The organism is Antarctobacter sp., assembly GCF_034670325.1.
GTDB lineage: Bacteria > Pseudomonadota > Alphaproteobacteria > Rhodobacterales > Rhodobacteraceae > Antarctobacter.
The window spans coordinates 307075-322222 of sequence record NZ_JAXMNR010000002.1; the positions used below are offsets into that span (position 1 = coordinate 307075).

General features: G+C 60.7%; 11 protein-coding genes. 6 read left to right on the forward strand and 5 right to left on the reverse strand.

Annotated elements, in window-relative coordinates; translation table 11 throughout:
- Positions 1–32 precede the first annotated feature (32 nt).
- From VOI21_RS06630 to VOI21_RS06640, 3 genes are all read left to right on the forward strand, one after another.
- Positions 33–1019: a hypothetical protein gene (locus VOI21_RS06630; protein ID WP_323768971.1), complete on the forward strand. Its 987-nt coding sequence runs from the start codon at positions 33–35 to the stop codon at positions 1017–1019.
- A gap of 87 nt (positions 1020–1106) precedes the next feature.
- A complete protein-coding gene (locus VOI21_RS06635; protein WP_323768973.1) occupies positions 1107–2111 on the forward strand; it encodes a hypothetical protein in 1005 nt (334 codons plus the stop codon).
- 32 nt (positions 2112–2143) lie between these two features.
- Positions 2144–3109 (forward strand): trypsin-like serine peptidase, encoded by a 966-nt coding sequence (locus VOI21_RS06640; protein ID WP_323768975.1) that lies wholly within the window; start codon positions 2144–2146, stop codon positions 3107–3109.
- 18 nt (positions 3110–3127) lie between these two features.
- Here VOI21_RS06640 and VOI21_RS06645 read toward each other — a convergent pair whose 3' ends face one another.
- From VOI21_RS06645 to VOI21_RS06660, 4 genes are all read right to left on the reverse strand, one after another.
- Positions 3128–4627: a trypsin-like serine peptidase gene (locus VOI21_RS06645; protein WP_323768977.1), complete on the reverse strand. Its 1500-nt coding sequence runs from the start codon at positions 4625–4627 to the stop codon at positions 3128–3130.
- A gap of 140 nt (positions 4628–4767) precedes the next feature.
- A complete protein-coding gene (locus VOI21_RS06650) occupies positions 4768–5856 on the reverse strand; it encodes a PAS domain-containing sensor histidine kinase (protein WP_323768979.1) in 1089 nt (362 codons plus the stop codon).
- Positions 5857–5938: 82 nt separating this feature from the next.
- Positions 5939–9406, reverse strand: a complete 3468-nt coding sequence (mfd, locus tag VOI21_RS06655) for a transcription-repair coupling factor (protein ID WP_323768981.1) — start codon at positions 9404–9406, stop codon at positions 5939–5941.
- Positions 9407–9483: 77 nt separating this feature from the next.
- Entirely contained in the window at positions 9484–10005 is a 522-nt protein-coding gene (locus VOI21_RS06660; RefSeq protein ID WP_323768983.1) for a component of SufBCD complex, read from the reverse strand.
- Between the two features lie 130 nt (positions 10006–10135).
- Between VOI21_RS06660 and hemB the strand changes: the two genes are divergently transcribed.
- Both hemB and VOI21_RS06670 read left to right on the forward strand, forming a co-directional pair.
- Positions 10136–11134 (forward strand): porphobilinogen synthase, encoded by a 999-nt coding sequence (gene hemB, locus VOI21_RS06665; RefSeq protein WP_323768985.1) that lies wholly within the window; start codon positions 10136–10138, stop codon positions 11132–11134.
- A gap of 127 nt (positions 11135–11261) precedes the next feature.
- Positions 11262–11813, forward strand: coding sequence for a YSC84-related protein (locus VOI21_RS06670; protein ID WP_323768987.1), 552 nt, complete (start codon positions 11262–11264; stop codon positions 11811–11813).
- 72 nt (positions 11814–11885) lie between these two features.
- On the opposite strand, the gene VOI21_RS06675 is transcribed toward VOI21_RS06670, so the two are convergent.
- Entirely contained in the window at positions 11886–12155 is a 270-nt protein-coding gene (locus VOI21_RS06675) for an usg protein (protein WP_323768989.1), read from the reverse strand.
- 196 nt (positions 12156–12351) lie between these two features.
- On the opposite strand from VOI21_RS06675, the gene gyrA reads away from it, so the two are divergent.
- On the forward strand, positions 12352–15099 hold the full coding sequence (gyrA, locus tag VOI21_RS06680) for a DNA gyrase subunit A (protein WP_323768990.1): 2748 nt from the start codon (positions 12352–12354) through the stop codon (positions 15097–15099).
- Positions 15100–15148: the final 49 nt, after the last annotated feature.

A 15148-nucleotide genomic window follows, 5' to 3' on the forward strand; every position in this document is an offset into this window, starting at 1 on the left:
AAACTGGTCTGAAGTTTGACAGGAGTCCCCTGATGTTGCGATTGATTTTCGTTCTTTTCAGTATTTTCACCCTCCCTGCGAACGCAGCCGAACTGCGCATTACCGGGCTGACCAACAATGCCTATGCGATCCAGACGGCCGACCCTGCGATCGGTTGCTCACACCACATTTCCGGTAGGTTTGAACGCGGTGACGGCGCAGCGATGGCGCGGGAGCTGACCGACTCGATTGGCAGGTGGCGCGCACAAGGAAACTACGGCAAGGCCGTCATCTGCCTGAACAGCCCCGGAGGGTTGATTTCCGAGGCGCTGATCCTTGCCGATACGCTGCGCCGCGAGGCCATTGGCACCAAGCTGGAGGCCGGTTCTGTCTGCGAAAGCGCCTGCGCACTGGTGTTTATGGCGGGCAGCTTCCAAGCGTTTGAGAGCGGGCCGATGAAATGGCGGGTCATGCATCCAACCGCCCGACTGGGGTTTCACGCCCCTTCCCTGAACCTGCAAGACGGACAGTATAGCGGCGAAGAGATTTCACGCTCTTACGCCCTTGCCATGGAAACCATCGCCGTCACCCTGCGCAACCTTGTGCAGAACCGAGACTTTCTGGACGGTGAGCATATGTCGCCGTCGCTGCTGGCAGAGATGCTGGTCACACCGCCCGAAGGGATGTTCTACATCGAAACTGTCGATCAAGCGGGCCGCTGGAACATCCGGATCGGACCACTGGCACAGGACGCCAAGCTGGATATGACGGCCTTTGAACAGGGATGTATCAATCGCGTCAAATGGCGGGCCGATGCCAGTGCCATCGGCGCGACCTACCCAGACGCGGCGGTTCTGCAACACGAAAACTCTGGCAAGAATGTGATGGTCGTGCTCGACGAATACAGCGGCATCACCTGCGATTTTCCGATCCCGGCCCTAGGATCTAACACTTATCTTTTGTCCGACGTCGGGTACGGCCAGTTTGCCCAGACGGACTTCCTGCCGCCTCAAACCCCGTTGGTACAGCTTCCCTACTGATAACGGCCCACGATGCACGCAGGATTTGACGCAACGGCCCCGGCGCGGCACACTCCAGATGCACCCCAATTTTTCGGAGGTCATTTCATGTTTCGTTTTACCCTTTGCCTTTTTACGTTTCTCGCCTTGCCCGTGCAGGCCGCCGATCTTCAGGTCATCGGCCTGACCAATAACGCTTTCGACATCCAGGCCGCAGATCCTGCCATCCCCTGCACACATCGGATCACCGGCCAGTTTGCATCGGGTGACAGCGATCGCATGGCGCGAACCTTGCGCAACTCGATCCAAGGCTGGCGCAGTCAAGGTCAGTACGGCGTTTCGGTGATCTGTCTCAACAGCCCGGGGGGCGCGATTTCAGAGGCGCTGAAGCTTGCCGCTGTCCTGCGCGAAGACGGTATCGGGACCAGGCTGGAGGCCCGCGCCACCTGTGAAAGCGCCTGTGCGTTGCTCTTCATGGCTGGCAGTTTCTTTGCCCACGAAAGCGGTCTGTATAAATGGCGCGTCATGCACCCGACCGCGCGGCTGGGATTTCATGCCCCGTCATTGCAGGTCAACCGGGGGCAATACAGCGATGAAACCGTCACCCGCGCTTATGGACTGGCGATGGAGACCTTGGCCCGCACCATAGAGGACCTGATGCAGAACCGAGGGTTTGAGGATGGCGAACACCTGAAGCCCTCGCTGATGGCGGCCATGCTGCGCACCCCGCCCGACCGGATGATGTATGTCGAGACCGTCGATCAGGCGGGTCGCTGGGGCATTGGAGTCGGCCCGCTGCGCAGCAGCGGCATCCGGGTGTCCGAACGTGATTTTCGCCGGGCCTGCGCTAATGAAAAGTCATGGGCAGCGGATGCAAGCGCCGTGCAGCAAACCACCTACTGGGCCGAGAACTTTATCAACTGGAAGACTGAAAACTGGGGTGACAGTGTCGAGGTAATCACCAACGACATGACCGGCGAAAGCTGTGTCTACGATGTCCCCAGCGGCAGTTCCCGCAGCCGGTCGGCGATGATGGATCAGGTCAACGGTGGCTATGTCGGTCTTCTCGCGATGTCGGACCCGGAACAGCGGCTCGACCAACTACCCTACTGACGTGCCCCGCCGGTCTTGGGCGACCTTTCGGCTTGGTCCGGCGCGAACCCCTCGCCTATGATGACACCAATCGATCCGATGTGACGAAAGGAATTCAGATGCGTTTCATTTTGGCACTGACAGCCACTGTGACCCTTTTTCCCCTGATCGCAGCGGCCCGACCCATTGGCGAAAACAACCGCGAGCCGATCTCTGACTACGCGCCGGAATCGGCCATCGCGCTCTTGGGCCGAGCTGTCGGGCGGATCGACATGCTGTTTGACAACGGCACGACCGGCTTTTGCACCGCTGTTCTAATCGAAGGTGACCGGGTTCTGACCGCGGACTATTGCGTTCCCGGACGAGGCGACAACAAAACCATAAATGCCCAGTTTGTTGCCGGGTTCACCGATCAGAACGTTACCGATTCCGTCGACCGGTACACGGTCGATCCGATCCCGCTGGAGGTCAACAACGACCTGAACTATTCCGTTCTCAATGTCAATGGCAACCCGACGGCCAAGTACGGTGCTGTCGGACTGGGCGACTATGAGGTGCCTGTGGGAACACCGCTTTGGTTGATCGGGCACCCGCTTGGAGAAGCCAAGCAAGTCTCTCGGGAAGGGTGCATTGTCGTTGAGGGGACTCGCACAAAAAACGACTTTTTGGCGCATGGCTGCGACACCTTGGGTGGCGACTCGGCGGCCCCATTGTTCGACCCGACGACAGGTCTGATTGTTGGTTTTCACACATCAGCCGATGCCAAAGCGGGCGTCAACTATGCGATCCGCATGTCCCGGGTTCTGGCCGCCAGCAGCCTGTTGACCGCCTCGCCCGCGCCGGCCAAGGGGGCGGGCCCAACACCTCATCTCCTCCTGGACGCGTTGCTTGCTTCCGATCCCGCCGATCTGGTGGATGCACTTGATGAATTGGCCTCTACTGACCCGGACACCGACATCCGGGCAAAGGCACAGCGCCTGCTGGATACGCTCCGACTGGAAATGACGCCGCAAGAGTGATCCTTCGGGTCTATCGCGTCAGTTGTCGTTGTCTGCGGTCTTCTGCAGACGGGCTGTTGCCGCGTCCAGCAACCTTTCTATCGCCACCTCGTCACCACGCGCGGCGACCACGGTGCGCGCCATGTAAAGCTTTGAGATATTAGATTTTTGCGATGCCCAAACCTTCGTCAGCAGGGTGTTGCGGTCCTGACCGGATTGGGCAGACAGCTCCAAAAGAGGATGGCGTAAACCGGATGCGTCGGATTTGGCTTTTGCCAGCGCTCGCGCCTCTTCCAAAGCCTTGAGCAGTTCGGTCTTTTCCTGAGCGAGACGCTTACGCTCATCCTCGGCCGCCTTCGCCCCGGCAATTGCCGCGACCTGCTCTGCGCGTTGGTCAAGCGTGCGGCGCGCATCGCCAATAGACCCAACCGCCAGATCCGCAGCCACGGTCCCGGAAAATTCATCGCTCACCGCCTGCAAAAGCGTGATCCGGGCATCAAGGTCCTGTTCGGCCAAGGCCTGACGATAAGCATCCATCGCCCTGCGCGCCTGTTCGGCAGATTCGGTGGCTTCGGCCTGCCGCGCTACCAACGCGGCGAGTTGTGCTGCCGCCGTTTCACGCGCCTCACGGGCATCCTCTGCCTGTTTTGCCAGCGCCGCCATCTGCTCGGCCAGATCGGCGTTGACGGTATCCGGTTTCGGCGCAGGCCGGTCCAGCAGCTTGGCCACGATGGCAGAGCGTTCGGCGATCAAGGCAATCGGCACCGCGAAGTTCACGCCGTTCTTGGCGTCACCGGCATGGTGCAGCGCAATCACCTTGCGGTCATCCGCGCCAATGACAGGCGAGCCTGAATTGCCGCCCAAGGTGTCGCAAGTGTGCCGCAGCCGGTTCTCTGCCAGCGGATTGCGCTGTGCCACGCGGCAATCCTTGCGGCTGATGTGCTGCGCCATCCGGGCCGGGTGGCCAATGATGATCAGGGGCAGGCCAACATGCGCCTCGGCGTCAAAGGCAAAGGCAGACAGTGGCAATTCCCCCCACTCTCGCGAGGGTTTGCCGAACACTTCGAGAATGGCATAGTCCAGATCGTCGGACTCGCTGAGTTCCAACGGGACCGGATTGACCGCATAGGTCATCGTCCCTTCTTTGATGCCGGTCTCGACATATCCGGCGATGAAGGACACTGCCTGGATCGTCTCTCCCTTGTGGTCAAAGCAATGGCCATTGGTCATCAGATGCGTGTCGGAAATGATGAACGCCGTGCAAACGCCGGTGCCAAGGCTGCTCAGCACGTTCAGACGACCCACTGCGCGACCCAGCTTTCGATAGCCGGACACCTCCGGGTACAGATAGGCCGGTTCGGAATCGAACGCGCCGCCGATCATCTGTTCCAGCGTGATCGGCCCATCGCCCCCGGCCGCCTGCGTGTCGGTCAGAACGACCTTGCCAAAATCCGATCTTGGACCAAGCGGCAAATCCTGAGCAAAAGCGGTCGGTGCAGCAAGGCAAAGACAGGTCGTCAAACGGGCCAGAAACGTCATGAAAATTCACCGGGATCAATACTCATCTACAGCAGGATAACGCAGAATCGGCAAATGGCCGAAGCGCTTTTGCAGATCGGCAAGAATGCCGAACCGCGCCATTGCTGACGAACAGGCTTTCGATCCGTGGTAAACGTCGATCACGCCGTGGCGCGCAACCGCTCTCTGTGCAGGCCGATACATGTCCCCGGAAGCATGAACGCCAGACGTGCGCCGCCGCCGCCGGGTTTGTTCCCGACGGTCAACTCCCCGCCGCGCCGTCCCAACAAGCGCCGAACCGCCATGAGCCCAAAGCCCCCGCTGGATGATGGTTTGACCTCTCGGTTCAGGTCGTTGAACCCGATGCCATTGTCGTCGATCAACACGCTGTATGTCCCTTCCTGCGTCGAAATCACGTCAAACCGCAGTTCAAGGGCGGAGTCTTCATCCTGCCAGTTTTCGGCGGGGTGGGCGTATTTCAAGGCGTTGTCGATCAGGTTTCGCAACACGATCTGCGTCGTTGCGCGGTCCCCATCAATGGTGATCGGCGGGGCGCTCCAATTGACCCGACCCATAGGGTCAAGCATTTGCATGATGCGCCAGACCAGATCCTCAAAGTCGAAATGCACCCATTCGGCGGTCGCCGCAGTGGCCTGCGCATGGGCCAGCACATCGCCGATCAGAACCTTTGTCTTATCGGCCATCTCCCCCAGCATTTCGATCAATTCTAGCTTGCCATCGCCATGATCGACAAAATCTTCGCGCAGGATTTCTGCAATCGTGCCGACATTTCGGATGGGAGCCCGCAGGTCATGCGCCGCGAGATAGACAAAATCCTCAAGCTCGGCGGCCAGCCTTTCCGCATCGGCACTGACGCTGACCATCGTGTTCTGGCTTGAAATGTCGAGCGACGTCCCGATCAGCCGCGTTACACGGCCCAAGGCATCCTTTTCCGGGGTCAGAGTCGTGCGAAAACACCGCTCCCCCTGTGGCATGGGCAGCACGACCTCATAGCGGCGCTGATTGCCGTCGCGCAGCGCCTCTCTGTGATGTTCTTGGGCAATTTCGCCAAGCGGGCCGGGATAAAGTTCCGCCGCCGAGCGGCCAAGGATCTGGTGTTCTTCCCGACCAAGAGCCGTTCTGGCGACCAAATTGATTGCGCCATAACGCGGAACACCCGCCAGATCCGGTTCGATGCAAAACACCGGGTGATCGATCAGGTCCAGCAACGCGCGCTCAGATGGGGTCATGACGGGCCTCCAGAGGTCGTGGAGCACGGCATACCCGCAGATAATTAACACCGAGTGAAGAATTAAGCCGGTGTTTTGAACCTCAGGCCTTGGCCCGCTTTTTCGCCGCCACGACTTTCTCCGCCAGATCCCGAGCGATGGCAAAGGCCCCCTGAATCTTGTCCTTGTCACGCGTCCAATCCCGACGCACGACGATTTTGTTATCCCTGACTTTGGCCAACCCGTCCTGCGCGGTGATGAATTCCACCAGTCCCTGAGGTGAGGCGAATTTATCGTTGTGGAACTGGATCGTGGCCCCCTTTGGCCCCCCGTCCAACTTGGCAATCCCGGCCCGTTTGCACATGGCCTTGATCCGCACCACCAACAACAAGGTGTTCACCTCACGCGGCAGCTTGCCGAAGCGGTCGATCAGTTCGACGGCAAACCCTTCGAGTTCGACCTTGGTCGTCAGGCTCGACAGCCTGCGATACAGGCCCAGCCGCACGTCCAGATCGGGCACGAAAGTCTCGGGGATCAGGACCGGCACACCAAGGTTGATCTGCGGTGCCCATCGGTCATCGCCCTCTGACAAGCCTTCCATTTCACCGGCGCGGATCTTGGCAATCGCCTCTTCCAGCATGGACTGGTACAGTTCATAGCCCACGTCGCGCATCTGGCCGGATTGCTCCTCACCCAGCAGGTTGCCCGCCCCGCGAATGTCGAGGTCCTGTGAGGCCAACGTGAACCCGGCCCCCAGCGTATCCAGACTGCCCAGAACGCGCAGGCGCTTTTCGGCGGTCGTGGTCAGCTTGGCGCGCGGTTTCGTCGTGAGATACGCATAGGCGCGGGTCTTGGAGCGGCCAACGCGGCCCCGGATCTGGTAAAGCTGCGACAGACCGAACATGTCGGCCCTATGCACCACCATCGTGTTGGCCGTCGGGATATCAAGCCCCGACTCCACGATGGTTGTCGCCACCAGCACGTCGTATTTGCCGTCGTAAAATGCGTTCATGCGGTCGTCCAACTCTCCCGCCGCCATCTGGCCGTGGGCGACCACGTAAGTTACCTCTGGCACCTGCTCTTTCAGGAATTCCTCGACCTCTGGCAAGTCGGTCAGGCGCGGCACCACAAAGAAGGACTGGCCGCCGCGATAATGCTCGCGCAGCAGCGCCTCGCGGATGGTGACCGGATCAAATTCGCTGACATAAGTGCGGATCGACAAACGGTCGACGGGCGGCGTGCCGATGATCGACAGATCGCGCACCCCGGTCAGGGACAGTTGCAGCGTGCGCGGGATCGGGGTCGCTGTCAGGGTCAGCACGTGGATGTCAGAGCGCAACTGTTTCAGCCGCTCCTTGTGCTGCACGCCAAAGCGCTGCTCCTCATCGATGATCAACAGGCCGAGGTTGTTGAAGCGGATGCCTTTGGCCAGCAAGGCGTGGGTGCCAACGGCAATATCGACCGAGCCTTTGGAGATGCCGTCGCGGGTCAGGGCCGCCTGTTTCTGCGAGACAAAACGCGAGAGCGGCGATACCTGCAGTGGAAAGCCCCGGAACCGTTCTGCAAAGCTGTTGTAGTGCTGACGGGCCAACAGGGTCGTCGGCGCGATCACCGCCACCTGAACACCCGACATGGCCGCGACAAAGGCCGCGCGCATCGCAACCTCTGTTTTGCCGAAACCAACGTCACCACAGATCAGCCGGTCCATCGGCTGGCCAGAGTGAATGTCTTCCATGACATCCTCGATGGCCTTTAGCTGGTCGTCCGTCTCTTGATAGGGGAACCGCGCGGCAAAGCTTTCGTAGGCCCCCGGCGGCGGGTCCATGATCGGTGCCTTGCGCAGGGCGCGCTCTGCCGCGATGCGGATCAGCCGGTCGGCCATCTCGCGGATGCGTTCCTTCAGCTTGGCCTTCTTGGCCTGCCACGCGCCGCCGCCCAGCCTGTCCAAAAGGCCCTCTTCGTGGCCGTATTTGGACAACAGTTCGATGTTCTCGACCGGTAGGTAGAGTTTTGAATTTTCGGCGTATTCCAGCAGCAGGCATTCATGCGCCGCCCCGGCTGCGGTCACCACCTCCAGCCCCATGTAACGGCCGATCCCGTGATCGACGTGGACAACCAGATCACCGGGGGCGAGCGATTGGTGCTCTGTCAGAAAGTTCTCTGCCTTGCGGCGTTTCTTGGGTTGGCGGATCAGCCGGTCGCCCAGAACGTCCTGTTCCGAAATGACCGTGACGCGCGCCTCTTCCCAAGGCGCAACAAACCCGGCCTCCAGCGACCAGACCGCCAGATGCAAACCACGCTTGCCGATCCGCGTACCGTTGGTGACGGGGATCGCCTCGGCCAGTCCCTCATCCTCGATCAACCCGGTCAGACGCTCACGCGCGCCTTCGGAATAAGAGGCGATGACGACTGGGCCATCCTGCATACAAAGCTTGATATGGTCAGCCAACGATTTGAAAAGACTGATGCTTTCTTGTTGCCGTTCTGGCGCGAAATTGCGCCCGATGCGCCCGCCTGCGTCCACAACACCCGGACCGGACGCCTGCGGCAGAGGGTGGAACTGCACTTCGCGCCGCGCGCCCAGGGCATGGATCCACGTCTTGTCGTCCAGATACAGGGTCTCTGGCGGGATCGGCTTGTACACCGTGCTGCCCAGTGACTTTTTCTGGCTCATTGCGTGTCGACGCGCATCGTACTGGTCGGCGATGCTATCCCACCGCGAAAGGCGTGACGGCGTCAGTTGATCGTCCATCAGCACCGGCGCATCAGGCAAGTAATCGAACAGGGTTTCCAACCGCTCATGGAAGAAGGGCAGCCAGTGCTCCACTCCCTGATGCTTACGCCCCGCACTGACCGCCTCGTAGAGCGGATCGTCGGTGCCAGCCGCGCCAAACTCGATCCGATAGTTCTGACGAAACCGCGTGATCGCCGCGTCATCAAGGATAACCTCTGAGACGGGCGCCAGTTCCACCATCTCCAGCTTTTCCGTTGTCCGCTGTGTGACAGGGTCGAACCGCCGCGCGCCGTCCAGAACGTCGCCGAAGAAATCCAGCCGCACCGGCCCGCCATCCCCCGGCGGGAAGATATCGATGATGCCGCCACGTACGGCGTAGTCACCGGGTTCCGTCACCGTTGGGGCCTGACTGAACCCCATGCGCACAAGGAAGGCGCGCAACCCTGCCTCATCCACGCGATCACCAACGCGCGCGGTAAAGGCAGCCTCGCGCAGCACATTGCGGGCAGGCAGAAACTGCATCGCGGCGGACAGCGTCGTCAGAAGGACAAAATGCGATGGCCCGCCGTGCACCAACGTCGCAAGTGTCGCCATGCGCGCGGCAGAGATGTCGGCATTGGGGGACACGCGGTCATAGGGCAGGCAATCCCACGCAGGAAAGACCATCACCGGCATGTCCGGGGCAAAAAAGGCCAGCGCATCACGCATGGCCGCCAACCGCTTGTCGTCACGCGCGATGTGGATCACGGGGCCTTTGGCCCGCTCCACCTCACGCAGCACCAGACGGGCATCATAGCCCTCGGGCGCGCCGCCCATGATGATACGCTGTTCTGTCATGAAGGCTCACATGGCGCGCCGGGCGCGTCACGTCAACCGCGCACAGGGTGTACACTCAACGGCGGGCAAAGGGGCGTTCAGAACGCCAGCACCGTCAGGTTCATGTACATGCCCCAGAGCGCGGTGAAAAAGATCGACACCACGCCGATGAATTGCGTGATCATCCGGTGCAGCCGCAACCGGCGCCACAGCGCCTCACCCGAGTTCTGGCCAGCCTGAATACGCCGGGCTGAATTGATGCTCAGAAGCCCCACGAACATCATCGGAAAGGCCAGCATAAAGACGGCCTGAGCGAACTCTACCCAGTAAATGAACCCGAGGATCGCCGCTGCGGTCAAAAAGGCAGAGCCAATCGCCACGATCCACAGCCCGGATTCCTCGACAATGAAAAGCAGGCGGTTGGTGTTGATCCGCACAAGGTCTTCGAGATCCTCTGCCGCCTGACCGCCGGCGCGCCGCGCGCGCGCCACCATGTCGAATGGGACGCCAAGCACCCAGTGGCTGGTCGAGGACCACAGCACCGCCAGCATGACCCAGAACCAGAGGTTCGAAAAGGACCGCATGTCGATGACTTCGAAAACGGTGCTGTACCAGTCCAATGCCTGCTCTCTTCCCGGTTGTTTTAGCCCCAGCGATCCGCTTATGGCCTGCACCTGCCCCGGCTGCAATGGGCTTGTCGCCTGCGAAATTCCGTGTCACCCAAAGGTAACGCCGAGAAGGACCAGTCAGATGCAGCCGACCCTCGCCCCCTACCCCGCCACCCGCCTGCGCCGGTTGCGCCGCACCCCCGCGATCCGCGCGCTGGTGCAGGAAACCACGCTGAGCCCGGCCGATTTCATCTGGCCGGTCTTCGTGCGCGACGGTGAGGGCATGGTGGAACCCATCACCTCGATGCCCGGTGTCAACCGGCTGTCAGTCGATAAGGTGGTCGAGGCAGCAACCGATGCGCATGCCTTGGGCATCCCGGCGATCTGCCTGTTTCCCTACACCGATCCGGGGCTAAAGACCGAAGATTGCGCCGAGGCCTGGAACCCCGACAACCTGTCCAACCGCGCCACGCGGGCGATCAAGGAGGCGGTGCCGGACATCGCGGTGATGACCGATGTCGCGCTGGACCCCTATAATACCAACGGGCACGATGGCTTTGTCGAAGATGGCGAAATCGTCAATGACCGCACCGTCGAGGCGCTAGTGAAACAGGCGCTATCCCAGGCGAATGCAGGGGCGGATATCATCGGCCCGTCGGACATGATGGATGGCCGCATCGGTGCGCTTCGCACGGCACTAGAGGGCGCGGGCCATCAGAACGTTCTGCTGCTCAGCTATGCCGCGAAATATGCCTCTGCCTTTTACGGGCCGTTCCGCGATGCTGTGGGGGCCAGCGGAGCCCTGAAGGGCGATAAGAAAACCTATCAGCAAGACCCCGGCAATTCGGATGAGGCGATGCGGCTGATCGCTCGCGATCTCGCCGAGGGCGCGGATATGATCATGGTCAAACCGGGTATGCCCTATCTGGACATCTGCCGCCGCGCGCATGAGATGTTCGGCGCGCCAACCTTTGCCTATCAGGTGTCCGGTGAATACGCGATGATTGCGGGCGCGGGTGAGCGCGGCTGGATCGATGGCGAGAAAGCCATGATGGAAAGCCTGACAAGCTTTAAACGCGCGGGCTGCGACGGGGTGCTGACCTATTTCGCACCCGCTGCGGCGCGATTGCTGAACGGCTGATTGGAACACGGCAAAGCGTCGCCGAGAGACTACAAGATATCGTGACAATTCTTGCGCCTGCACCTATATTGCGGCGCAACCGGCGAAACAGCCGGATCATGAGGCATATCAACAAACAGGCGGACCCATGACACTCACCAGACGAAACGTGACCTTTGGCTTGGGCGCGACCGCCCTGCTGGGCGCCTGCAACGGCGTGGGCAGCAACGGCGACGCGCGTATCGACGCCCGTGTCGACCAGACACTCTCAAAGCTTTATGGCGACTACCCTGCCACCCGCGACCTGTCCGCAAAAGCCGTGGGCCTGCTGGTCATGCCCGTGGTGACAGAGGCCGGTCTGGGTTTTGGCGGCGGCTATGGCCGTGGCGCGCTGCGCGTTGGTGGTGCAACGGTGGACTATTACTCGGTGGCCAAGGCCAGCGGCGGTCTTCAAATTGGCGCGCAGCAGTATTCGCACGTTCTGTTCTTCATGACCGATGAGGCCCTGCAGACATTCCGCCGCTCTCCGGGCTTTGCGGCGGGCGCGAACCTGAAATACGCGGTCCTCGAACGCGGTGAGACGTTGGCCGCTGAAACCACCACGTCCTTGGCCCCCGTCATCGCGGTGATCTTTGGTCAGGCCGGCCTGCGCGTCGGCGCAACCCTGGAAGGCGTGAAATACACCCGGATCATTCCCTGATCCCGTTCGCGGTAGAGGGGCGTTGCCCCTCTGTCGCTTTCGGGCGTGTGCCGCCCTTCTTTGCCAGCCGGTTCAGTGATAGCGGAACTCACCCACCATATTGCGCCATTCCCCGGCTGAGATCATCTTGCGGTGAGTGAACCGGACCGAATGTAGCGGTCCTTCGATCTCATCCTGCCAGAATTCGATGAACTCAAAGAGTTTCGGATGGTCGGGCGCAAGATCGTACTCCTGCCAGATAAAGGTGTTCAGGACGTTCTTGAAGTCCGGCATTCGGTAGTAAAGTTCCGCCGTCGTCAGGCCGTACCCCTTGAGCATCAGTTCGGTTTCGGACTCCTGCATCGGTTTTTACCTCGTTGTGTCAGCTCGTCTGGAAATGCTGCCAAGAGATTCTTTACTTTTCAATAAAAACAGTATGTTAGCACTGTCATGCGGTGGCTGCCAAAGCACGCCTATCGCGCCACCATTGCACCCTACAGATAGTCTCTGATATAACCGCCTCAACAATATATGGCAGAACAAGCAGCAGGCCCCATACGTGAGCGATACGCCAGAACCCCCTGAGAACGAAGAAGAAACGCGGCCAGAGCCGCGCGGTCCCTCGATCTCGATCGAAGACGAAATGAAGGTCAGCTATCTCGATTACGCAATGAGCGTGATCGTGAGCCGTGCGATTCCCGATCTGCGCGATGGCCTAAAACCTGTGCACCGGCGCATCCTGTATGCCATGTTCGATGGCGGTTACACGCCCGACAAGAGCTATCGGAAGTCCGCGAAATCGGTTGGCGAGGTGATGGGCAACTACCACCCGCACGGCGACAGCGCGATCTATGACGCGCTTGTTCGAATGGCGCAGGATTTTTCGATGAGCCTGCCGCTGATCGACGGTCAGGGCAACTTTGGCTCGATGGACGGCGATAGCCCCGCGGCCATGCGTTATACGGAATCCCGTCTGGCGAAATCCGCGCTGGCCCTGTTGACGGACATCGACAAGGACACGGTCGATTTTCAGGACAACTATGACGGCAAGGAGCGTGAACCCACGGTTCTGCCCGCCCGCTATCCCAACGTCCTTGTAAACGGGGCTGAAGGGATCGCCGTCGGCATGGCCACGCGGATTCCGCCGCATAATCTTGGCGAAGTGATCGACGCCACGCTGGCCCTGATCGAAAACCCGGACCTGTCGATCGAGGAACTGATCGAGTTTATCCCCGCTCCGGATTTTCCCACCGGCGGCGTGATCCTTGGCCGGTCCGGTGCGCGAAAAGCCTACCTTGAAGGGCGTGGCAGCGTCATTATCCGCGCCAAGACGCGGATCGAAGAGATCCGCAAGGACCGCTTCGCCATCATTATCGACGAAATTCCCTATCAGGTGAACAAGGCGACGATGATTGAACGCATCGCCGAGGCCGCCCGCGACAAAAAGATCGAGGGTATCGCCCACGTTCAGGACGAATCTGACCGTGACGGCGTGCGCGTCGTGGTCGAGCTCAAGCGGGACGCCACCGCCGAAGTGGTGATGAACCAGCTTTTCCGCTTCACCCCGATGCAGGTCAGCTTTGCCTGCAACATGCTGGCGCTGAACGGCGGCAAGCCTGAACAACTGACGCTTTACGGTTTTCTGAGCGCTTTCATTGACTTCCGTGAGGAAGTTGTAGCGCGGCGCACGGCCTACTTGCTGCGCAAGGCGCGCGAACGCTCGCATATCCTGTGCGGTCTGGCCGTGGCGGTCTCGAACGTCGATGAGGTGGTTGCGACCATCCGTTCATCCGCCGATGCGCCCGAAGCGCGTGTGAAACTGATGGAACGACGTTGGCCGGCAGAGGAAATCCTGCCCTATATCGCGCTGATCGACGATCCGACCCACAAGGCCAATGAGGACGGCACCTATAACCTGTCCGAAACACAGGCCCGCGCCATCCTTGAACTGCGATTGCAGCGCCTGACCCAACTGGGTGTAAAGGAAGTCACCGACGAACTCGAAGACCTTGCCGCCAAGATCAAGGATTACCTCGACATTCTGTCATCGCGCGACCGGATCATGACGATCATCGGCGATGAGATGCGCGCCATCCGCGAAGAATTCGCCGTGCCGCGCCGGACCGAGATCACCGATTGGGCAGGCGATCTGGAAGATGAGGACCTGATCGAGCGTGAGGACATGGTCGTCACCGTCACCCAGTCCGGCTATATCAAGCGCACGGCGCTTGCCGATTTCCGCGCGCAGAAACGCGGCGGAAAGGGCCTGTCCGGCATGGCGACCAAGGACGACGACGTGGTCACCACGCTGTTTGTCGCCAATACCCATACCCAATTGTTGTTCTTCACCACGGACGGCATGGCCTACAAGCTCAAGACATGGCGCCTGCCGCTGGGCGGGCGGACATCCAAGGGCAAGGCCATCGTCAACATCCTGCCGATCCCACCCGGCGTGTCCATCGCGGCGATCATGCCGGTGGACCGTCCGGAAGAGGACTGGGACGATCTGCAGATCGTCTTTGCGACCTCCAAAGGCTCTGTCCGGCGCAACCTTTTGTCGGATTTCACCAACGTCAAACGCAACGGCAAGATCGCCATGAAATTCGAGGGCGAGGATGAGAACACCCGCCTGATCAATGCGCGCATCTGCTCTGAAGATGACGACGTGATGCTGGTGACCAATTCCGGCCGGGCGATCCGCTTTCCTGTGCCAGAGGTGCGGGTCTTCAACTCGCGCAACTCCACCGGGGTGCGCGGTGTGCGTCTGTCCAATGGCGATGAGGTTGTGTCGATGTCGGTGATCCGACATTTCGAGGCCGAATCCGATGAGCGCGCCTCTTATCTCAAGATGCGCCGCGCCATGGCTGGACTGGCCGACGATGCGGACACACCCGACGAGGAAGAGGGCAACGCCAACAGCCAGTTGCCGCCAGAGCGGTACGCCCAGATGTCGGCGGCGGAAAACCTGTTGCTGACGATCACGGCCAAAGGTCTGGGCAAACTGTCGTCCAGCCACGATTACCCGGTCCGGGGCCGTGGCGGCATGGGTGTCACCGCATGGGAGAAATCCATGCGCGGCGGTGAGATCGTGGCCTCCTTCCCCGTTGAAATGGACGATCAGATCATGCTGGCGACCTCAACCGGCCAGTCGATCCGCGTGCCGGTCGAGGGAATTTCCTTCCGGTCGCGCAGCGCGGGCGGCGTGAAGGTGTTCAACACCGGCGCGGGTGAAACCGTGGTCTCCGTCGCATGGATCGCGGATCAGGGCGATGAGGACGACGCCGAAGAGGGCGACGCAGCCGATTGATATAAAAAAGCGGGCGCGCGTGTCACACGCCGCCCGCCGCTTTCTGCTA